This window comes from Azonexus sp. MM2026_4 (assembly GCF_055901855.1).
In genome coordinates, this window is sequence record NZ_CM148380.1 from 4,469,217 (window position 1) to 4,489,379 (window position 20,163).

The 20,163-nt window shown below is 66.7% G+C and carries 14 protein-coding genes; 4 read left to right on the forward strand and 10 right to left on the reverse strand.

The window, feature by feature from the left end; all coding sequences use genetic code 11:
- The first annotated feature begins 30 nt into the window (after positions 1-30).
- A complete protein-coding gene (locus tag AC0KWY_RS21075) occupies positions 31-4,092 on the forward strand; it encodes a CBS domain-containing protein (RefSeq protein ID WP_474027452.1) in 4,062 nt (1,353 codons plus the stop codon).
- 27 nt (positions 4,093-4,119) lie between these two features.
- On the opposite strand, the gene AC0KWY_RS21080 is transcribed toward AC0KWY_RS21075, so the two are convergent.
- The 10 genes from AC0KWY_RS21080 to AC0KWY_RS21125 all read right to left on the reverse strand — a co-directional run bounded on the left by AC0KWY_RS21080 (position 4,120) and on the right by AC0KWY_RS21125 (position 17,108).
- Entirely contained in the window at positions 4,120-7,173 is a 3,054-nt protein-coding gene (locus tag AC0KWY_RS21080; RefSeq protein WP_474027453.1) for an ATP-binding protein, read from the reverse strand.
- A 2-nt stretch (positions 7,174-7,175) separates the two neighbouring features.
- Positions 7,176-8,036, reverse strand: coding sequence for a PhnD/SsuA/transferrin family substrate-binding protein (locus AC0KWY_RS21085; RefSeq protein WP_474027454.1), 861 nt, complete (start codon positions 8,034-8,036; stop codon positions 7,176-7,178).
- Between the two features lie 79 nt (positions 8,037-8,115).
- Positions 8,116-10,437: an acetate/propionate family kinase gene (locus AC0KWY_RS21090; protein WP_474027455.1), complete on the reverse strand. Its 2,322-nt coding sequence runs from the start codon at positions 10,435-10,437 to the stop codon at positions 8,116-8,118.
- A gap of 149 nt (positions 10,438-10,586) precedes the next feature.
- Entirely contained in the window at positions 10,587-11,540 is a 954-nt protein-coding gene (locus AC0KWY_RS21095) for a branched-chain amino acid ABC transporter permease (RefSeq protein WP_474027456.1), read from the reverse strand.
- 19 nt (positions 11,541-11,559) lie between these two features.
- Positions 11,560-12,441 (reverse strand): branched-chain amino acid ABC transporter permease, encoded by an 882-nt coding sequence (locus AC0KWY_RS21100; RefSeq protein ID WP_474027457.1) that lies wholly within the window; start codon positions 12,439-12,441, stop codon positions 11,560-11,562.
- A gap of 58 nt (positions 12,442-12,499) precedes the next feature.
- Positions 12,500-13,714 (reverse strand): ABC transporter substrate-binding protein, encoded by a 1,215-nt coding sequence (locus AC0KWY_RS21105; RefSeq protein ID WP_474027458.1) that lies wholly within the window; start codon positions 13,712-13,714, stop codon positions 12,500-12,502.
- A gap of 28 nt (positions 13,715-13,742) precedes the next feature.
- A complete protein-coding gene (locus AC0KWY_RS21110; protein ID WP_416693920.1) occupies positions 13,743-14,465 on the reverse strand; it encodes an ABC transporter ATP-binding protein in 723 nt (240 codons plus the stop codon).
- A gap of 13 nt (positions 14,466-14,478) precedes the next feature.
- Complete coding sequence (locus AC0KWY_RS21115; RefSeq protein WP_474027459.1) at positions 14,479-15,246, reverse strand: ABC transporter ATP-binding protein; 768 nt, start codon at positions 15,244-15,246, stop codon at positions 14,479-14,481.
- Between the two features lie 290 nt (positions 15,247-15,536).
- Positions 15,537-16,559, reverse strand: coding sequence for an acetyl-CoA hydrolase/transferase C-terminal domain-containing protein (locus AC0KWY_RS21120; protein ID WP_474027461.1), 1,023 nt, complete (start codon positions 16,557-16,559; stop codon positions 15,537-15,539).
- 102 nt (positions 16,560-16,661) lie between these two features.
- Positions 16,662-17,108, reverse strand: coding sequence for a hypothetical protein (locus AC0KWY_RS21125; protein WP_474027462.1), 447 nt, complete (start codon positions 17,106-17,108; stop codon positions 16,662-16,664).
- Positions 17,109-17,377: 269 nt separating this feature from the next.
- Here AC0KWY_RS21125 and gcvA point away from each other — a divergent pair, with 269 nt between their 5' ends.
- From gcvA to AC0KWY_RS21140, 3 genes are all read left to right on the forward strand, one after another.
- Positions 17,378-18,319 (forward strand): transcriptional regulator GcvA, encoded by a 942-nt coding sequence (gene gcvA, locus AC0KWY_RS21130; protein WP_474027463.1) that lies wholly within the window; start codon positions 17,378-17,380, stop codon positions 18,317-18,319.
- 78 nt (positions 18,320-18,397) lie between these two features.
- Positions 18,398-18,676, forward strand: a complete 279-nt coding sequence (locus tag AC0KWY_RS21135; RefSeq protein ID WP_474027464.1) for a hypothetical protein — start codon at positions 18,398-18,400, stop codon at positions 18,674-18,676.
- Between the two features lie 76 nt (positions 18,677-18,752).
- Positions 18,753-20,156, forward strand: coding sequence for a TonB-dependent receptor (locus tag AC0KWY_RS21140; protein ID WP_474027465.1), 1,404 nt, complete (start codon positions 18,753-18,755; stop codon positions 20,154-20,156).
- Positions 20,157-20,163 lie beyond the last annotated feature (7 nt).

Consider the following 20,163-nt stretch of genomic DNA (forward strand, 5'->3'; position numbering starts at 1 on the left):
CCATCGGGATTTGTCGGGGTTTCTGCCGCCATGACTTCTGTTTCCGCGCTACGCCTGAGCGATATCGCCAGTACCGAGGTGCTGACCGTTTCGCCCGACCTGCCGCTGGCGGCGGCGATCGGGCGCTTCTCGGGACAACGCGTCTCGTCGCTGGTCGTCGTCGCCGACGGGCGGCCGCTCGGCATCCTCACCGAATGGGATTTGCTGCGCCTGCTGCGCGAGGGTTTGTCCGGCGAGGTGCCGGTGGCCGAGGTGATGAGCGCACCGCTGGTCACCGTGCGGCCGGAAATGGATTTCGCCGCCGCCCAGTTGCTGATGAACAGCCGCGGCATCCGCCATCTCGTCGTCGTCGATGGCGAAGGGCGCCTGTTCGGCATCGCCAGCGAGAGCGATTTCCGGCGCCAGCTCAACCAGGACCTGTTCGAGCTGATCCGCGACCTGAAGGCGATCACCGAGCACGCCGAACCGATGGTCGAGCCGGAATGCCCGATGCAGGCGGTGCTCGAGCTGATGGCCGGGCGCCGCCTCGACCACGTGCTGGTCGGCCGCGACGGCGACGCCGAGGGCATCATCACCGAGCGCGACCTGCCGCGGCTGATCGCCGTCTGGGGCGATCTCGACCGGCTGACCGCCGGCAACGTCATGTCGTCGCCGCTGCATGCCGTCGACGAGGACGTTTCGGTGGCCGAGGCGGCGCGCCGCATGGACGCCGAGCAATTGCGCCACCTCGCGGTGCGCGCGCGCGACGGCCGCTTGATCGGCGTCGTCAGCCAGCACCGCCTGCTCGAACGCCTCGGCTCGGTGCTCGCCGAGAAGGGGCGCAGCCGCCTGGCCGGCCAGCTCGACATGGTGCTCGAGGCGACCGGCGTCGGCACCTGGGAATACGACCATCGGCGCGATCTGCTGACGCGCAGCGTGGCGCTCAACAGCGTCTTGCAGATTGCCCGCGACAGCATTTTCGAAGCCTTCGACGAGGCCTTGCAGCGGATCGAACCGGCCGACCGCGAACGGGTCAGCGCCGCGTTTCGCGGTGGGCTGCACGGGCCGGACGGCCAGTTTGCCGTCGATTTTCGCGCCCGCGACCTCAGCGGCGGCGTCCGCTGGTTCAGTTCGCGCGGCAAGGTGATCGAGCGCGACAGCGAGGGCAGGCCGCTGTTCTCGGCCGGCGTGTCGATCGACATCGACGCCCAGAAACGCCACGAAAGCGAGCTGCAGCGCAGCGAGGCGCGCTTTCGCAGCCTGCTCGAAAATGCGCCTCTGCCGATGTTCTACATCGATGCCGGGCAGCGCATCGTGTTCACCAATCGGCGTTTCCACCAGCTCTTCGGCTACGCCGCGGCGGAAATCCCCGATCTCCTGGCCTGGGCGCAGCGCGCTTTCCCGGACCCGGCCTACCGCGCGGCGATCGACCGCCAGTGGCAGGCCACCCTGCGCGCGGTGAGGAGCGGCGGCGAACTGCGCCAGCTCGAATGCGACGTCACCTGCCGCGACGGCCAGGTGCGTACCGTCGGCATCTCGGCGGCGATGCTCGGCGACGACTGCCTGGCCTCGTTCATCGACTTCACCGAGCAGCGTTTCCAGCAACGCCTGCTCGAATTCGGCAATGCCATCCTGCACCTGATCTCGATCGCCGCTCCCTTGCCCGACGTCCTGGCCAACATCTGCCGGCGCATCGAGGCCGCCGGCAGCGGCCTGCATTGCGCCGTGATGCTGCTCGACGAGGACGGCATCCGTCTCCGGCCGGGGGCGGCGCCCAGCCTGCCGGCCGCTTACGCGGCGGCGATCGATGGCCTGGAAATCGGGCCGGCGGTCGGTTCCTGCGGCACCGCCGCCTTCCTGCGCAAGGACGTCTTCGTCGCCGACATCGCCGGCGATCCGCTGTGGTCGAACTACAAGACCCTGGCCGAGAGTTTCGGGATGGCGGCCTGCTGGTCGTCGCCCATCCTCGCCACCGACGGGCGCGTGCTCGGCACCTTCGCCATCTACTGGCCGACGCCGGGGCCGACGATCAGCCGCAACGTCCGCCGCCACGTCGAGGCGGCGACGACGCTGGCGGCGATCGCCATCGAAAGCACGCGGCGCGAGGCGGCGATGCTGTCCATGCTCGAAGAACGGCGGCAGGCCGGCGCGCTGGTCCGCCGCCTGTCGCAGGCGATCGAACAGAGCCCGGTAGCGGTCGTCATCACCGATCTCAAGGCGCGCATCGAGTACGTCAACCAGGCCTTCGTCGCGGTCAGCGGTTACTCGGCCGAAGAACTGCTGGGGCGTAATCCGCGCGTCCTGCAGAGCGGCCTGACGCCGCCCAGTCAGTACGAGGCGATGTGGGAAACCCTGTTGCGCGGCGAAATCTGGGAAGGACAACTGACCAACCGCAACCAGCAGGGCGAGATCTACTACGAATACGCGGTGATTTCGCCGATCCGCGAGCCCGACGGCCGGATCACCCATTACCTGGCGGTCAAGCAGGACATCACCGAACGCAAGCGGATCGGCGAGGAACTCGACCGCCACCGCCACCATCTCGAAGACCTGGTGCGCCAGCGCACCGCCGAGCTGGAGGCGGCGAAGGCCAGCGCGGAAGTCGCCAGCCGGGCGAAATCGGCTTTCCTGGCCAACATGAGCCACGAGATCCGGACGCCGATGAATGCCATCGTCGGCCTCGCCCACCGTCTGCTCCGACAGTCGCAGGGCGAGCTCGAAAAATCGCACCTGGGCATGATCAAGGCTTCCGCCGACCACCTGCTGTCGGTGATCAACGACATCCTCGACCTGTCGCGCATCGAAGCCGGCAAGCTGGCGCTGGCGCAGACCGATTTCAACCTGCCCGAGCTGCTCGAACGGACCCTTGCCCTGGTCCAGGAACGCGCCCAGAGCAAGGGCCTGCAGTTGCATCTCGACGCGCCGGACTTGCCGCTGCTGGTGCATGGCGATCCGACCCGGCTGTCGCAGGCGCTGCTCAATTACCTGAGCAACGCCATCAAATTCACCGATCACGGTTCGGTGCTGCTGCGCGTCCGCCTGCAATCGCGCGATGGCGACCGCCTGCGACTGCTGTTCGAAGTCTGCGATACCGGTATCGGCATCGACCGGGAAACCTTGGCCCGCCTGTTCAACCCTTTCGAACAGGCCGACAGCTCGACCACCCGCCTGCACGGCGGCAGCGGCCTCGGGCTGGTGATCACCCGCGAACTGGCCGAACTGATGGGCGGTGCCGCCGGTTGCGACAGCGAGCCGGGGGCGGGCAGCCGCTTCTGGTTCTCGGTCAGCCTGCGGGCGGCCAGCGGCACGCCGGCGTCACGCCCCCAACTGGCCGGGGAATCGGCGGAAAGCAGCCTGATCCGCGACTGCCAGGGTGCCCGCATCCTCGTCTGCGAGGACAACCCGGTCAATCAGGAGGTGGCGCGCACGCTGCTCAGCGACATCGGCCTGACGGTGGAAACCGCGGCCAACGGTGAAGTCGGCCTGGCGCTGGTGACGCGCGAGTCCTTCGATCTGGTCCTGATGGACGTGCAGATGCCGGTGATGGACGGCCTTGAAGCGACCCGCCGCATCCGCGCCTTGCCGCAGGGCAGGGCGCTGCCGATCCTGGCGATGACCGCCAACGCCTTCGCCGAGGACCGCAAGACCTGCCTGGCGTGCGGCATGAACGACTTCGTCGCCAAGCCGGTCGATCCCGACGCCCTCTATGCCGCGCTGCTGCGCTGGTTGCCGCGCCGCCCGCCGCAATCGGCGCCGCCGCCCGACCCGGAAAGCGCCCTCGCCGCGCTGCCCGGCTTCGACGCCGCCGCGCTGCTGCGCATCGTGCGTGGCCAGGCCGGGCGCGCGGTCAAGCTGCTGCGCATGTTCGCCGACGGTCACCACGACGATGCGGCGCGCCTGCGCTCGCTGCTCGCCGCCGGCGACAACCAGGCGGCGCAGCAACTGGCGCATGCGCTGAAGGGCGCCGCCGGCAGCTTGTCGCTGCAGGTCGTGCATGTCCTGGCCGGCGAGATCAGCGATGCCCTGCGGCGCGACGAGGCGGTGACGATCGACGCGCTGGCCGTCGAACTGGCCAGCGTCTGCGCCGGCATCGCCGGGCTGCCCGAAGGCTGAGCCGGGCCCCGGCCGCGCGGGCGCCGCTCAGGGCTGCTTGGCGCGCGGGTGGAGGCGTTCGATCTCGCTCTTCAGCGCCGCGGCGTTGACCGGCTTCGCCACGTAACCGTCCATGCCGGCGGCGAGGCAGGCCTCGCGGTCGCCGGCCATGGTGTTGGCGGTCATGGCGATGATCGGCAGCGGCCGGCGGCCGCTGGCGCTTTCCTGCTGGCGCCACTGGCGGGTGGCTTCGAAGCCGTCCATCACCGGCATCTGCAGGTCCATCAGGATCATCTCGATGTCCGGTTGCGCCGCCAGCAGGTCGAGCGCTTCCTGGCCGTGGCCGGCGATGCTGATCCGGTGTCCCTGTCTTTCCAGCAGCGCGGTGGCCAGCCGCTGATTGATCGGGTTGTCCTCGACCAGCAGCAGGTGCAGTTCGTCGCCGCTGCCGGGCAAGGCGGCGGCATCGCCTTCCCAGGCGCGGCGCTTGTCGGGGCGGCGGGCCTGCTCGCGGACTTCGTGTTCGGCGGCGATCAGGTCTTCCGGCAGCAATGGTTTGGGCAGCTCGCGCGAGGCGAAGCTGCGCGACGCCGACGGTGCCGCCGCGTTCATCGGCACCAGCGCCAGGACCACCGCGCCGGGGCGCAGGCCGCTGCGGTAGAGCGGCATGTCGGCGAAGTTGGCCGGCAGCCAGTCCTGTTCGGCGACCAGCACGTCGTAGCGCGCCGTCTCGCCCAGTCTGGCGCTTTGCTGCATCTGCTCGCGCAGGGTCTCGCTGCTGGCGCATAGCTGTACCTGGCGGCGCTGCTTGCGCAGGCCGGCGGCGAGCAGTTTGCGCAGGCGCTCGTTGCGCACGGCGAGCAGCCACAGGCTGTCGATGCCGGCTTCGGGGAGCGGCGGCGGCTCGGCTGCGTTGTCGTCGGCGAGCGGGAATTCCAGTTCGAAGTGGAAGTTGCTGCCGGCGCCGGGCGTGCTGTTGACGGCCAGTTCGCCGCCCATCAGGCGGACGATTTCGCGGCTGATGGTGAGGCCCAGGCCGGTGCCGCCGAAGCGTCGGGTGACGCTGGCGTCGGCCTGGCCGAAGGCTTCGAAGATGCTTGCCTGTTTGGCGTGGTCGATGCCGATGCCGGTGTCGATCACCGCCAGGCGCAGGCGGCACGGCTTCCTGCCGGTGCTGGCGAGGGCGATGCGCAGCGTGACTTCGCCGTGTTCGGTGAACTTGATCGCGTTGCCGATCAGGTTGAGCAGCACCTGGCGCAGCCGGCCGGGATCGCCGACCAGCGCGTCGGGGACTTCCGGGGCGATGTCGATCAGCACTTCCAGCCCTTTTTCGGCGGCGCGCGCGGCGAGCACGCGGGCGGTGCCGAGCGCCAGTTCGCGCAGGCGGAAGGTCGTTGCCTCGAGGACCATGCGGCCGGCTTCCATCTTCGAGAAGTCGAGGATGTCGTTGAGGATCAGCATCAGCGATTCGGCCGACTGGCGGACCAGTTCGAGGTACTGGCGCTGCGTCGCGTCGAGTTCGCTGTCGAGGGTCAGCGCGGTGAGGCCGAGGATGCCGTTCATCGGCGTCCGGATCTCGTGGCTCATGTTGGCGAGGAAGGCGCTCTTCGCTTCGTTGGCGGCTTCGGCGTCGGCCATCGCCTGGCGCAGTTGCTGTTCGTCCGCCTTGCGCCGGGTGATGTCGCGGAAGGCGGTGACCGAACCGGCGATGCGCCGGCCGTCGTAGAGCGGCGTACTGCTGACTTCGACCGGCAACTGGCTACCGTCGGCGCGCGAGAACTGTTCTTCGCCGAAGAAGTGCTTGCCCTGCTTGACGCTGCGGTAGATCGGGCATTCGTCGAGCGGGCCGCAGCCGGTGTCGCCATGGCGGTGGAACAGGTAATGGCCGACCTGACCGACCAGGTCCTGGCGCTCGAAACCGAGCAGTTGCAGCGCCGCCGCATTGACCAGCACGACCTTGCCATTCTCGTCGAGCACGTAGAGGCCGTCGCCCATGGTTTCGGTGACGGCGACCAGGTTGCGCTGTTCGCGCAGCACCCGCTCGCGCGACTTGATCAGGCGCAGCAGCAGGAACAGCAGGATGCCCAGGGTGACCAGCATGAGGGCGAGCTGGGTCAGGAATTCGTGGCGCAGGACGTCGAGGTAGGGCGCCCGGGTGTAGGACAGGATGTAGGCGCTGGACACCCCGGAAACGTCCTTGATCGGCAGGAAGCTGACCACCCAGGGCTGGTCGTCGACGCTGACGCTGATCGAGAAGGCGCGGAAGTCGTGCATGCCGCTGCGCACCTCGGCCATCTCGTGCAGCTTGCGGTTGATCGCGTTGACCTCGGGCGACGGTGCCGGCGGGCTGTCCGGCAGGACGACCTGCGGGTCTTCGACCAGGAAGTCGGGATGGAGGTCGGACTCGCCGTACAGCCAGCGTTCGGACTCGAACAGTACGGGCAGCGTCGTTGCCTTGGCCAGCACGAAGTGGAACTCGCGCGACGGTTGCAGTTGATGCATGGCGTCGCTGATGAAGCGGAAGCCGATGCTGGTTTCGACGCTGCCGAGCAGGCGCTCGCCGTCGAGCAGCGGGTGCACGAAGCGGAAACCCGACTTGACGCGACCGGCTTCGAAGCCCTGGACCGCCTGCCGGGTTTCCAGCACCTGGCGGATCGAGGGACGGATGGCGAGCAGGTTGTCGCCGTATTTCTGCGGCTCGTGGAAGCGCAGGAAACTGCTGCCGTCGGCAGTCTGGAAGTGGAGCTGGCGGATGCCGAGCTGGCGCAGGTTGCGGTAGGTCGGCGCGAGCAGCCGGTAGAGCTGGGCGCGGTAGGGAATCTGCGCCTCGCCCTGGGCGTGCGAGGCGGCGTCCATCAGCCGCAGCACTTCTTCCTGCTTGATCCGTTCCGAGAACAGGATGCTCGTCGCCTTGGCGTAGGTCTGCAGGCTGGCTTCGTAGATCGTGCCCAGTGCCTGGATGTGCTGCTCTTCGTGCAGGCGCTGTTTTGCGAGCTGGCTGTCGTGCAGCAGCCAGGTGCCGATCAGCGGCAGTACCAGGAATACGAGCAGTGCCCAGCGGTGGCCGATGCGCTTGCCTGCCTTCGCCAACGCTCCGGGCATGCTCAGAAATTGCCCTTTTCCGGGATGCTGGCCTGCTGGCGCAGGCGGCGCACGACATCGTAGTCGGCGTCGCGCGCCGCAATGGCGCCTTGGCGCAACTGCGCGCCCCAGGTGGCGAGCATGGCCTGGTCGCGGCCCTTGGCGTCGAGCCCGGTCAGCACCTGGCGCAATTCCTCGATGCGTTGCGCGGACATGCGCCGGCTGTTGGCGATCAGCGCGAAGGCGGGCAGGGGCGGCGTCTCGGCCAGGACGCTGACGCCGAGATGGGCATAGCGCTGGGCGATCGCGGTTTTCACGCCGCCGAACTCGAAATCGCCGCTGGCGACGGCGAGGGCGACCTCGTCATGCTTGTCGAGGTAGCGGAAGCGCTGGTTCTCGAGCTTTTCGCCGCGTTCGCGCAGCATCCCGTCGACGGCCAGGAAGCCACAGGTCGACAGCGGCTGGGTCAGGGCGAAAGTCTTCCCGCGCAGGGGTTTGGCCAGCTTGGCGCCGGCGCCGATCAGGGCGCAGGAATAGGTCGCCTGGCCGTTCTTTTCCAGGAAATGCACCAGCGGTTCGGCTTGCGGGTAGTTGTCGCGCAGGCTGACGTAGGGCAGCGGGCCGAGGTAGGCGAGGTCGAGCTGGCCGGTGCGGAAGCGTTCGAGGATCTCGGCGTAGGAGCTCGAGTAGCGGATTTCGATCTTGGCGCCCAGGCGCTTTTCCAGGTAGTCGAGCATCGGCTTGAACTGCTTGATCACTTCTTCCGGCTGCTCCATCGGCAGCGGCGCGAAGTACAGGGTCTGTGCCAGCACTGGGCGCTGGCCGGCAAAAGCCAGGAAAAGGACAAGCAGGAAAGCGCAGCAGCGGGACGCGGAGAAGGACATGATGGGCGTCGAATGAGGCAAACCCCCATTCTACGCCCATCACCCGTGAATCCGCGGCGCGGCCAGGGTTTTCCCGAGCTCAGGCGCGGCTCTGGATTTCCTCGATGTAGCCGAGCATGCCGGTCTGGATGTTGCCGGCGTTGCCTTCGTCGGTGTCGATGTGCATGGCCAGCCGGAAGGCCGGGTTAACGCGCACCACGACGTCGCCGAAGATCAGCTGGCGCGGGCCTTCGACGCGGACGCGGACGACCGTGTTGTCGCGCACCCGGAAGCGGATCGCGTCTTCCGGCGACATGTGGATGTGGCGTTGCGCGCAGATCACGCCGCGCTCGATCTGGCTGCTGCCGTAGGGGCCTTCCAGCGTCAGCCCGGGGGTGCCGGCGAGGTCGCCCGACTGGCGGATCGGCGGCTGGACGCCGAGCTTGAACTGCTCGGTCATCGCGATCTCGACCTGGGTTTCCTTGCGCGTCGGGCCGAGCACGCGGACGTTGGCGATGCGCCCCTTGGGACCGACCAGGTGCACTTTTTCCTCGCAGGCGTACTGGCCGGGCTGCGACAGTTCGTGCATCGGCGTCAACTGGTGGCCGGGGCCGAACAGCGCCTCGACGTCGGCCTGCGCCAGGTGCACGTGGTGGGCCGAGATTTCGACCGGGATCGCCGGTGCGTCTTCGGCCTGCGCTTCCAGCAGCAGTTCGTTGCGTTCGATGGCGCGCAGGGTTTCCCAGGCGACCAGTCGTTCGTCGTCGTTGGCGACGACCAGGATCTGCACCGGCGAATCGTCGGCGGAAATGACTGCGTAGGAATCGAACTTGCCGAGGTGGCGGTTCTTGTCCTCGTCGAGCTTGATGCCCATGTAGCCGAGGCCCTGGCAGGCCAGGCTGCGCACCGTGGCGCTGGTTTCGCCGATGTCGCCGGTGAAGGCGAGGACGTCGATGCCGCCCATCGCCGCCGCGTAGGCGCCGATGTTCTTGCGCACCTGGTAGCAGAACGCCTTGTGCGCGAGCAGCGCGCGGTGGTGGCCCTCGGCGGCGGCGGCCTCGATCTCGTGGATGTCGTTGGAAATGCCGGAGATGCCCTTCAGGCCGCTGTCGCAGTTGATCAGCGTGGACAGTTGGGCCGGCGACATCTTGTGCTGTTCCATCAGGTGGATCATCACCGCCGGGTCGATGCTGCCCGAGCGGCTGGGCATGATCAGGCCGTCGGTCGGCGTCATCCCCATCGTCGTGTTGACCGAGCGGCCGTGGTCGATGGCGCACAGCGAGGCGCCGATGCCGAGGTGGCAGGAGACGATTTCCAGTTCGCCGAGCGGGCGCTGCAGGACTTCCGCCGCCTTCAGCGAGACGTAGCGGTGCGAGGTGCCGTGGAAGCCGTAGCGGCGGATGCCGTGCTGCTTGTAGAGGTCGTAGGGCAGGCCGTAGAGGTAGGCGTAGGGGGCCAGTGTCTGGTGGAAGGCGGTGTCGAAGACGGCAACTTGCGGCACGTTCGGGAACTGCTTGAGGGCGACGCGGATGCCGGCGACGTTGACCGGGTTGTGCAGCGGCGCGAAGACGGCGAGTTCCTCGATGTCGGCGATCACCGCCGGGGTGATCACCGCCGAGCTGGAGAAGCGGTTGCCGCCGTGGACGACGCGGTGGCCGATGGCGACGACGTCCTCCGGGTGGAAGGTGAAGGCCTTGCCGAGCCGGGCGGTGGCTTCGCTCATCACCTTGAACAGGTCGGACAGCTTGAACGGCTCGTGTTCCAGCGTCTGCCGCTGCGGCCCGACCATGACCGTGATCTGGGCGTGCTGCTGGTCGGCGTTGTCAATGATGCCGTGGATGTCGGCGCCGCTTTCCTCGGTGTCGTAGATGCCGAAGTGGATCTGGCTGATGCCGACGTTGAGGGCGACGACCTTGCCCGGCTTGCGGGTGGTCAGCGACAGCAGGTCGCCGGCACCGGCCTTGGCCTTGCCTTGACCGTCGGCGGCGAGTTCGCCGGCGCTGATCGCCCTGGTCCGTTCGGCGAGCAGTCGCGACAGGTAGGCGACCGCCTTGGGATTGACCAGGATGTGCGAGGTGAAGACTTCCTGCGGCACCATCAGCACGAAGCAGCGGTTGCCGGCGATCACGTCGGCGGCAATGCGGTCGCCGGTGAGCAGCGAGAGCACGCCGAAGACGTCGCCCGGGCCGAGCTGGGCGATGACCGTGCGGGTGCCGGTGTTGTCGGCGTTGGAAATCTCGGCGTGACCACTGATCATGATGCCGAAATGGCGGGTTTCATCGCCGGTTTCGAGCATCGCCTCGTTGCCCTCGAAAGTGGCAAGCCGGGATTTGATGACGATTTCCTCGACCTTGTCGGCCGGGAAGCTGGCGAACAGGGGTACCTGTTCGAGGAAGAAGCGTTTCAGGTCGATTTCACTCATGCTGATCCCACCGTTTTTTGCTTAGTGTAGTGGGCGAAGACTACCATTGTGTTGCGGTGCAGCATAGTGGGGTTATCCGCAGATTTCGACCGGTTTGCCGGAACGGCGCAAAGCCGATCCGGCAAACCGGTGCCCTGCGGCGGGGCGATTCAATTCACCCCGGATCGCTTGATCAGCGCCTGCAGCTCGCCCACCATGCCGCGCCGGAAGGCGAGCACGCAGAGCACGAAGATGACGCCCATGATCACCGTCACCCAGGAGCCGACCGAATCGGCCAGTTGAGTCTGCAGCGAGACGATGGTGGCGGCGCCGACGATCGGCCCGAGGATGGTGCCCAGGCCGCCGAGCAGGGTCATCAGCACCACTTCGCCGGAAGCGTGCCAATGCACGTCGGTCAGCGAGGCGAGCTGGAACACCAGGGTCTTGGTCGCCCCGGCCGTGCCGGCCAGCGCCGCCGAGATGGTGAAGGCGATCAGCTTGAATTTGGTGACGTCGTAGCCGAGCGAGATGGCACGCGGCTCGTTCTCGCGGATCGCCTTGAGGATCTGGCCGAACGGCGAATGGATGGTGCGGTAGATGACGAAGAAGCCGCAGCAGAAGATGGCATACACCAGGTAGTACATGGCGATGTTGTCGGAAAGATCGATGACGCCGAGCAGGTGGCCACGCGGCACGCCCTGCAGGCCGTCCTCGCCGCCGGTTTCCTTGATCTGGACGCAGAGGAAGAAAACCATCTGGGCCAGGGCCAGGGTGATCATCGCGAAGTAGATGCCGGTGCGCTTGATCGCCAGCCAGCCGAACAGCCAGCCAAGCAGCCCGGCGGCGACGGTACCGGCGAGGATGCCCAGTTCCGGCGTCAGGCCGACGTCGCGCACCACCATGCCGCAGACGTAGCCGGCGGTGCCGAGAAAGGCGGCATGACCGAAGGAGAGCAGGCCGACGAAGCCGAGCAACAGGTTGAAAGCGCAGGCGAACAGCGCGTAGCAGAGGATTTTCATCAGGAAGGTCGGGTACACCGCGTAGGGGGCGACCAGGCCGATGGCGAAGAGGACGCCCAGCAGCAGCGGCAGTTTCGACTCGGGGAAGGCGGTGGGCGCATTCATGTGCTTTTCCTTTGACGGCTCAGGTCTTGCCGAACAGCCCGGCCGGGCGCACCAGCAGGACGATGACCATGATGACGAAGACGATGACGCTGGACGCTTCCGGGTAGAACACCTTGGTCAGACCCTCGATCAGGCCGAGGCCGAGGCCGGTGAGGATCGAGCCCATGATCGAGCCCATGCCGCCGATGACGACGACGGCGAAGACGACGATGATCAGGTTGGAGCCCATCAGCGGATTGACCTGGAAAACCGGGGCGGCGAGCACGCCGGCAAAGGCGGCGAGCGCCACGCCGTAGCCGTAGGTGAAGGTGATGAGCAGCGGCACGTTGATGCCCAGCGCCTGCACCATCTGCGAGTTCTCGGTGCCGGCGCGCAGGTAGGCGCCGAGCTTGGTGCGCTCGATCATGTACCAGGTGCCGAAGCAGACGGTGAGCGAGGCGACGATGATCCAGGCGCGGTAGATGGGGAGGAACATGAAGCCGAGGTTGATGCCGCCGGACAGCAGTTCGGGCACTTCGTAGCTCTCGCCGGAGATGCCGTACTGGTCGCGGAAGACGCCTTCGATGATGAGCGCCAGGCCGAAGGTGAGGAGCAGGCCGTAGAGGTGGTCGAGCTTGTACAGCCGGCGCAGCATCAGGCGTTCGATGACGACGCCGACGGCACCGACGATCAGCGGCGCGGCGATCAGCGCCACCCAGTAGTTGATGCCGAAGCGGGTCAGCGCGATCCAGGCGACGAAGGCGCCCATCATGTACTGCGCGCCGTGGCAGAAGTTGATGATGTTGAGCAGGCCGAAGATGATCGCCAGCCCGAGGCTGAGGATGGCGTAGAACGAGCCGTTGATCAGCCCGACCAGCAGCTGGCTGCCGAGCAGGGCGGTGGGGATGCCGAAGATTTCCATGGGGCGCTCCAGGCCCGTTGCCGAGCGGCGCCGGCAACGGGCATTGCGATGGCTGCTCTTATTTCTTGATCAGCGGGCAACGCGACTGCGCCAGCGGCTGGAAGGCCTCGGCCGCCGGGATGGTCGCCTTGATCGTGTAGTAGTCCCACGGGTACTTGGAGTCGGCCGGTTTCTTGACCTGCACCAGATACATGTCGTGCACCATCCGGCCGTCGTCGCGGATCTGCCCGTTCTTGGCGAAGAAGTCGTTGATCGGCGTCTTCTTCATCATCGCCATCACCTTGCCGGTGTCGTCGCTGCCCGCCGCCTTGACCGCCTTCAGGTAGTGGTAGATCGACGAATACTGGCCGGCCTGGACCATGGTCGGCATCTTCTTCTGCTTGTCGAAGAAGCGCTTCGACCAGGCGCGGGTTTCGTCATTGCGGTCCCAGTAGAAGCCGGTGGTCAGGAACATGCCCTGGGTCGGCTTGAGGCCGAGCGAATGGACGTCGGTGATGAACATCAGGAGGCCGGCCAGCGACTGCTTGGGCGTGATGCCGAATTCGGCCGCCTGCTTGATCGCGTTGGTGGTGTCGGCGCCGGCGTTGGCCAGGCCGATGACCTGGGCGCCCGAGGCCTGCGCCTTGAGCAGGAAGGACGAGAAATCGGAACCGGGGAAGGGGTGGCGCACCGAACCCAGCACCTTGCCGCCGTTGGCGGTGACCACGGCCGACGAATCCTTTTCCAGGGAATGGCCGAAGGCGTAGTCGGCGGTCAGGAAGAACCAGTTCTTGCCGCCCTGGGTGGTGACCGCCTTGGCCGTGCCGTTGGCCAGCGCGTAGGTGTCGTAGGTGTAGTGCACGGTGACGTCGTTGCACTGTTCGTTGGTGATCGGTGTCGAGGCCGGGCCATTCATGATGGCGATGCGGTCCTTCTCCTTGGCCACCTTCATCACCGCCAGCGCGGTCGAGGTGGTGACCAGCTCGGTGACGGTGTCGACGTTTTCGCGTTCGATCCACTCGCGCGCCTTGTTGGAGGCGATGTCGGCCTTGTTCTGGTGGTCGGCGGTGACCATCTCGATCTTGAAAGCGGGTTTTTCCTTGGCGATGAAGTCGTCGATGGCCATGCGGGTGGCCAGCACGGCGCCGGAGCCGGCAAGGTCCGAATAGGTGCCGGACAAGTCGGTGAGTACGCCGATCTTCACCGAACCGCCCGAAATCTGGGCCGAAGCTCCGGCGGACAGGGTGGCCAGCGCGGCGGCGCAGGCGGTAATGGCAAGTTGCTTGGTTTTCATGGGTGTCTTCTCCTGGTGGGCGGCTCGGCTAGACGCCGAGTGTCTGGTGCAGCCAGTCCATCTTCCCGGGGAGTTCCTCGTGGCTGATGGTGGCGATGATTTCTCCGTGTTCGAGCACGTAATGGCGGTCGGCCAGCGGTGCCGCGAAACGGAAGTTCTGTTCGACGAGGACGATGGTGAAGCCGCGTCGCTTCAGTTCGACGATCACCTCGCCCAGCTTCTTGACGATGACCGGGGCCAGGCCTTCGGTGATCTCGTCGAGCAGCAGCAGCTTGGCGCCGGTGCGCAGGATGCGCGCCATGGCCAGCATCTGCTGCTCGCCGCCGGACAGCTTGCCGCCTGGGCTGGCGCGGCGTTCCTCGAGATTGGGGAACATCTGGTACAGCTCGTCGACCGACATGCCGCCGCTCGAGATGATGGGCGCCAGGGTCAGGTTCTCCTCGGTACTGAGCGAGGTGAAGATGGCGCGTTCCTCCGGACAGTAGCCGACGCCGTGGTGGGCGATCTTGTGGGTGGGTTCGTGGATCACCTCGTTGCCGCTGATCATGATCGAACCGGTGCGCCGGCCGACCAGGCCCATGATCGACTTCAGGGTGGTGGTCCGCCCCGAGCCATTGCGGCCGAGCAGGGTGACGCATTCGCCCTTGGCGACGCTGAGATCGAGACCGTGCAGGATGTGCGATTCGCCGTAGAAGGCGTGCAGGTCGCTGAGGCGGAGGTATTCGGGGTGCGGTTTGAAGGCGCTGGTCATGGTCGTCGTCCGCTCAATGGTGCGCGTCGTTCATGTTGTCGGAGCCGACATAGGCTTCGAGTACCTGCGGGTTCTTCGAAACCTCCTCGTAACTGCCTTCGGCCAGCACGCTGCCGCGGGTGAGCACGGTGATGCGGTGGCACAGGTGGGCGACCACCGACAGGTTGTGCTCGACCATCAGGATGGTCCGGTTGGCCGACACCTTGCGGATCAGCTCGACCACCCGCTCGATGTCCTCGTGCCCCATGCCCTGCGTCGGTTCGTCGAGCAGCATCATCTCCGGTTCGAGCGCCAGGGTCGTGGCGATTTCCAGCGCCCGTTTGCGGCCGTAGGGCATTTCTGAGGTCATGGTGGCGGCGAAGCTGCCCAGGTCCACCGCCTCGAGCAGCGCCATCGCCTCGTCGTTCAGACGGTTCAATGTCTTGGCCGACTTCCAGAAGTGGAACTCGGTGCCCAGCTTGCGCTGCAGGCCGATGCGCACGTTTTCCAGCACCGTCAGGTGCGGGAAGGTGGCGGAAATCTGGAAGGAACGGACGAAGCCCCGGCGGGCGGTGAGCGCCGGCGGCTCGTGGGTGATGTCCTGGCCGTTGAAGTGGATGCTGCCGGCGGTCGGCGGCAGGAACTTGGTGACCAGGTTGAAGACGGTCGTCTTGCCGGCGCCATTGGGGCCGATCAGGGCGTGGATGCTGCCGCGCTCGACTTTCAGATTGACGTCGGCAACGGCGGTGAAGCCCTTGAATTCCTTGGTCAGGCCGCGGGTTTCAAGAATCACGTCGCTCATCGTGGGCCCCGCTGACTGGCGCCGTGCGGCGGCGGAGGGGGGCGGTGCAGTGTATCGCTGTCGGGCAGGACGACCATCGTTGTCTCCTGATGGTTATAGATACTGCAACTGGTTTATCGATGAGGAATTATTGCATGCGCGAAATGGGCTGGGGATGGGAAATCGGCAGGGGTTTACCCTTAAGGGCGGTGCATCGCAGCAGGCCTGGTACGTCATGAAAAAAGGCCGCGATTGCGGCCTTTGGGTGGTGCTTCGCGCGCCAGGTCTGCCACCTGGCGCGTGCGGGGGGCTTACTTGGCCCAGGCGTCGGCCTGCACCGTCGCGTCGTCGCGCCAGGCGGCGCGGGCGGTCTGGTTGGCGACCCAGTTGGGCAGGAAGGTGTAGGCCTCGTCGAGCAGGTGCGGCGTGTGGCGGCCCGGCGAGTAGCGCAGCGCGCGGTCGTAATACTCGCGCAGCGCCGGCCGGAAGTTCGGGTGCGCGCACTTCTCGATGACCACCTTGGCGCGCTGCTTGGGCGCCAGGCCGCGCAGGTCGGCCAGACCCTGCTCGGTAACGATGATCTGGACGTCGTGCTCGGTGTGGTCGACGTGCGAGACCATCGGCACGATGCAGGAGACGCTGCCGCCCTTGGCGGACGACGGGGTCATGAAGATCGAGATGAAGGCGTTGCGGGCGAAGTCGCCGGAGCCGCCGATGCCGTTCATGATCGAGGTGCCCATGATGTGGGTCGAGTTCACGTTGCCGTAGATGTCGGCCTCGATCAGCCCGTTCATGGCGATGACGCCGAGGCGGCGGATGACTTCCGGGTGGTTGGAGATTTCCTGCGGGCGCAGGATGATCGAGTCCTTGAAACGCGGCAGGTCGGCGTTGAGTTCTTCCAGCGCCGCCGGGCTGAGCGAGAAGGAAGTCGCCGAGGCGCAGGTCAGCTTGCCGCACTTGATCAGGTCGAGCATGCCGTCCTGCAGCACTTCGGTGTAGGCGGTCAGGTTTTCGAACGGGCCGTCCTGCAGACCGGCCATCACCGCGTTGGCGACGTTGCCGACGCCGGATTGCAGCGGCAGCAGGTTGGCCGGCAGGCGGCCCTTCTTCACTTCGTGCTGCAGGAAATCGAGGATGTGGCCGGCGATCAGCTTGGAGTTGGCATCCGGCGGGGTGAACGGCGAGTTGCGGTCGGCCTTGTTGGTTTCGACGACGGCGATGACCTTGTTGGGATCGATCCGGTAATACGGCTCGCCGATCCGGTCGTCGGTCTTGACGATGGGGATCGGCTTGCGGTGCGGCGGCAGCGCGGTGCCGTAGTAGATGTCGTGCATGCCTTCGAGGTGCGGGTTCTGCCAGGCATTGACTTCGAGGATGATCTTGTCGGCCTGATCGAGCCAGGTCTTGTTGTTGCCGACCGACGACGACGGGATCAGTCAACCGTCTTCCAGGATGCCGGCGACTTCGACGACGGCGACGTCGAGCTTGCCGAGGAAGCCGCCCCAGACGAACTGGGCGACGTGCGACAGGTGGATGTCGATGTATTCCATCTCGCCGGCATTGATCCGCTTGCGGCAGGTCGGGTCGGACTGGTAGGGCAGGCGCATCTCGACGCCGTCGACCATGGCCAGCGCGCCGTCGAGTTCGGGCGCGGTCGAGGCGCCGGTCCACACGCCGATCTTGAATTTCTTGCCATGCAGGTTGGCATCCATGATGCGCTTGGCCAGCGTGGACGGCACCGCCTTGGGATAGCCGGCGCCGGTAAAGCCGCTCATGCCGACGTTGACGCCGGAAGGAATCAGGGCGGCGGCCTCTTCGGCGGACATGATCTTGCCGCGCAGGTGGGGACAAAGGATGCGGGAGGAAACGTTGGTCGTCTGCATGTTCGTTGGTGAGATACGGATAGCCAAAAAAAAGCCCGCACAAGGCGGGCTCAAGCCCACAACTCAAGGGCGCGTGATGCTCAGAGGAGACTGAGGCATGAGGGTGAAACCGCCATCGCGCATGCGCCATGCCGGCTTCGAAATACCGTGTCGCCCACAGGGGCGGCCCAAAACTGTCGAAAACTCGATGGGGCGCAACAATACGGACCGGCTTGCCGGGCGACAAACGACACTTTATGATGCGATGGAATAGAAAAACTTAATCGTCCGTGGCCTACCGTTTACCTCCCCTCTCGGCCTTGCGCGCTTTTGAAGCGGCGGCCCGCCATCTCAGCTTCAAGCAGGCGGCGGAGGAGTTGCACGTGACGCCGGCGGCGGTCAGCCAGCAGATTCGTCAGCTCGAGGATTACCTGGGGGTGCCGTTGTTCCGCCGCCTGACCCGGGCGATCGAGCTGACCGCGGCCGGTGCCGCGATGCTGCCCGATCTGCGCCGCGGCTTCGATTGCCTGGCGGCGGCTGTGGACGGCACGCGCAGCGGCGACGATGGCGTGTTGACCATCCACGCCCCACCCAGCTTCGCCTCGCGCTGGCTGGTGCCGCGCTTGCCGCGCTTCGCCGCCGCCCACCCGGGGATCGCCCTACGCCTGTCGAGCGGCGACGATACCGTCGACCGCGATGGCGACACCGGCTGGATCAGCCCGGTCGACCCGCGCAGCGCCGACTGCGAGGTGGCCATCCGCTACGGCCGCGGCGGTTATCCCGGCCTGCGCGTCGACAAGATCTTTTCGCCGGACTACGTGCCGGTATGTAGCCCGCGCCTGCCAGGCGTTGACAAACCGCTGGCGGTGCCGGCCGACCTGCGCCACCACGTCTTGATCCACGACGAGACGATCAGCGACGAGGACCTGCCGTCCGGCTGGCAGCAATGGCTGGCGCAGGCCGGCGTGCACGGCGTCGATGCCGGGCGTGGCCTGCGCTTCTCGAACGCCATCCTCGCCGTCGAGGCGGCGCTCGACGGGCAGGGCGTCGCCCTCGCGCTATCGCCGCTGGTCGAGGCCGATGTCGCCGCCGGCCGCTTGATCCGGCCGTTCGCGCTGCGCATTCCGTCGCCCTACGCCTACTGGCTGGCAATGCCGGAAATGCTCGCCGGCCGGGCCTCGGTGGCTGCTTTCCGGGCCTGGGCCCTGGCCGAAGGGGCAACTGGCGCCTGAATCCGGCACGATTGTCTTGGCGCGTTTCGGGCTAAAAATGTAATAATATAACATTGCATTTTCGCCTTCCGCATTGCCGTGCCAGCTCCGCGTCGCTTCGCCCTCGTCCTGTTGCTTTGCCTGGCCCAGCTCGGCGCGCTCTTGCACGAGCTCGGCCATGCCCGGGACGATGCCGGCGCGGCGCCGGAGAGCTGCGCCATCTGCCTGGTCGCCCATGCCCTGGGGACGGCGCTACCTCCGGCGCCGTTGGCGATCGCCGCGTTACCCGCGGCTTTTCCGCTGGCGACACCGGCGCTCGAGACGGCGCTGCGGGCTGACGCGCCGCAGCCGACGCAGCGCGGACCGCCGCTCGCCTGAAATCCCCTTCCCGTGTTTCGCCGTCCGCTGTGCTGAGCGCTCAGCGGTGGCCCCGTGTCGATTTCAGGAGTCACCCATGTTGCAGAAACCCATTGCCCTGGCCTTGCTGGCCACCTTTTCCTGCGCCGCGCCGGCGGCCGAGGATGCCGAGTTGGCCGCCATCCGCAGCCAGCTCGCCGAACTGAAGAAGAATTACGAGCAGCGCATCGCCGCCCTCGAAGACAAGCTGGCGCAGAGCCGCGCCCTGGCGGAGAAACCCGTCGCTGTCGCGGCGGCGACCGAGGCGCCGCGGCTCGGCACCCCGGCCGGCGGCTTCAATCCGGAAATCTCGCTGACCCTGCAGGGCCAGTACAAGTCGATGAAGGACATCGACGAGCGGGCGATTGGCGGCTTCTGGCCGGCCGCCGGCCACGACCACGAAAGCGAGGGGATCAAGGGCGTTTCGAAGCGTGGTTTCTCGGTCGACCACACCGAGCTGATGCTGGCCGCCAACGTCGATCCCTATTGGCGCGGCCAGGCAATCCTGGCGGCGCTCGACGGCGAGGTCGAAGTCGAGGAAGCCTGGTTCCAGTCGCTCGGCCTCGACCACGGCATCGGCCTCAAGGGCGGGCGTTTTCTGTCCGGCATCGGCTACCAGAACGAACAGCACCCGCATGCCTGGGACTTCGCCAGCGCGCCGCTGATGTACCAGGCCCTGTTCGGCGAGCACGGCAGCTACGCGCAGGACGGGGTGCAGTTCAAGTGGCTGGCACCGACGCCGATCTGGCTCGAATTCGGCGCCGAAGCCGGGCGCGGCGCCAATTTCCCGGGCACCGACCGCAACAAGAACCGCGCCGGTGCCGGCGCCTTGTTCGTGCATCTGGGCGACGATGCCGGCAGCTCGCACAGCTGGCGCGCCGGTTTGTCCTACCTGCATACCCGTGCCCGGGAGCGCGAGGCGGAGGTGCATGACGCCAACGACGTGCATGGCGAAGCCAGCTTCACCGGCCGCAGCCGGACCTGGCTGGCCGATTTCGTCTGGAAATGGGCGCCGGACGGCAACCCGAAGTACCGCAACTTCAAGTTCCAGACCGAGTATTTCCACCGTGACGAGCGCGGCGACATCGGTTGCCTTTCCGACGAGGCGGGGGCGGCCTGCGACGGCACGCGCGACAGCTACCGCAGCCGGCAATCCGGCTGGTACGCGCAGGCGGTCTACCAGTTCACGCCGCACTGGCGAGCCGGCCTGCGCCACGAGCAGCTCGATTCGGGCAGCCTGCGCATCGGTGCCAACGCGCTCGCCCAACTCGGCGACGAAAACCTGATGTTCGCCCGCTACCGGCCGAAGCGCAGCGCGCTGATGCTCGATTACAGCTGGAGCGAGTTTTCCCGCGTCCGCCTGCAGTACGAACGCGACCGCTCGATGCCCGGCGTCACCGACAACCAGTTCACCGTCCAGTACATCATGAGCCTCGGTGCCCATGGTGCGCACAAGTTCTGAGGAAACG

Excerpts from the sequence above, each read along its gene's own strand:
- AC0KWY_RS21075 (WP_474027452.1), top strand. The coding sequence starts at position 31 with ATGACTTCTGTTTCCGCGCTACGCCTGAGCGATATCGCCAGTACCGAG.
- AC0KWY_RS21080 (WP_474027453.1), bottom strand. The coding sequence starts at position 7,173 with ATGCCCGGAGCGTTGGCGAAGGCAGGCAAGCGCATCGGCCACCGCTGG.
- AC0KWY_RS21085 (WP_474027454.1), bottom strand. The coding sequence starts at position 8,036 with ATGTCCTTCTCCGCGTCCCGCTGCTGCGCTTTCCTGCTTGTCCTTTTC.
- AC0KWY_RS21090 (WP_474027455.1), bottom strand. The coding sequence starts at position 10,437 with ATGAGTGAAATCGACCTGAAACGCTTCTTCCTCGAACAGGTACCCCTG.
- AC0KWY_RS21095 (WP_474027456.1), bottom strand. The coding sequence starts at position 11,540 with ATGAATGCGCCCACCGCCTTCCCCGAGTCGAAACTGCCGCTGCTGCTG.
- AC0KWY_RS21100 (WP_474027457.1), bottom strand. The coding sequence starts at position 12,441 with ATGGAAATCTTCGGCATCCCCACCGCCCTGCTCGGCAGCCAGCTGCTG.
- AC0KWY_RS21105 (WP_474027458.1), bottom strand. The coding sequence starts at position 13,714 with ATGAAAACCAAGCAACTTGCCATTACCGCCTGCGCCGCCGCGCTGGCC.
- AC0KWY_RS21110 (WP_416693920.1), bottom strand. The coding sequence starts at position 14,465 with ATGACCAGCGCCTTCAAACCGCACCCCGAATACCTCCGCCTCAGCGAC.
- AC0KWY_RS21115 (WP_474027459.1), bottom strand. The coding sequence starts at position 15,246 with ATGAGCGACGTGATTCTTGAAACCCGCGGCCTGACCAAGGAATTCAAG.
- AC0KWY_RS21120 (WP_474027461.1), bottom strand. The coding sequence starts at position 16,559 with ATGCACGACATCTACTACGGCACCGCGCTGCCGCCGCACCGCAAGCCG.
- AC0KWY_RS21125 (WP_474027462.1), bottom strand. The coding sequence starts at position 17,108 with ATGCAGACGACCAACGTTTCCTCCCGCATCCTTTGTCCCCACCTGCGC.
- AC0KWY_RS21140 (WP_474027465.1), top strand. The coding sequence starts at position 18,753 with ATGTTGCAGAAACCCATTGCCCTGGCCTTGCTGGCCACCTTTTCCTGC.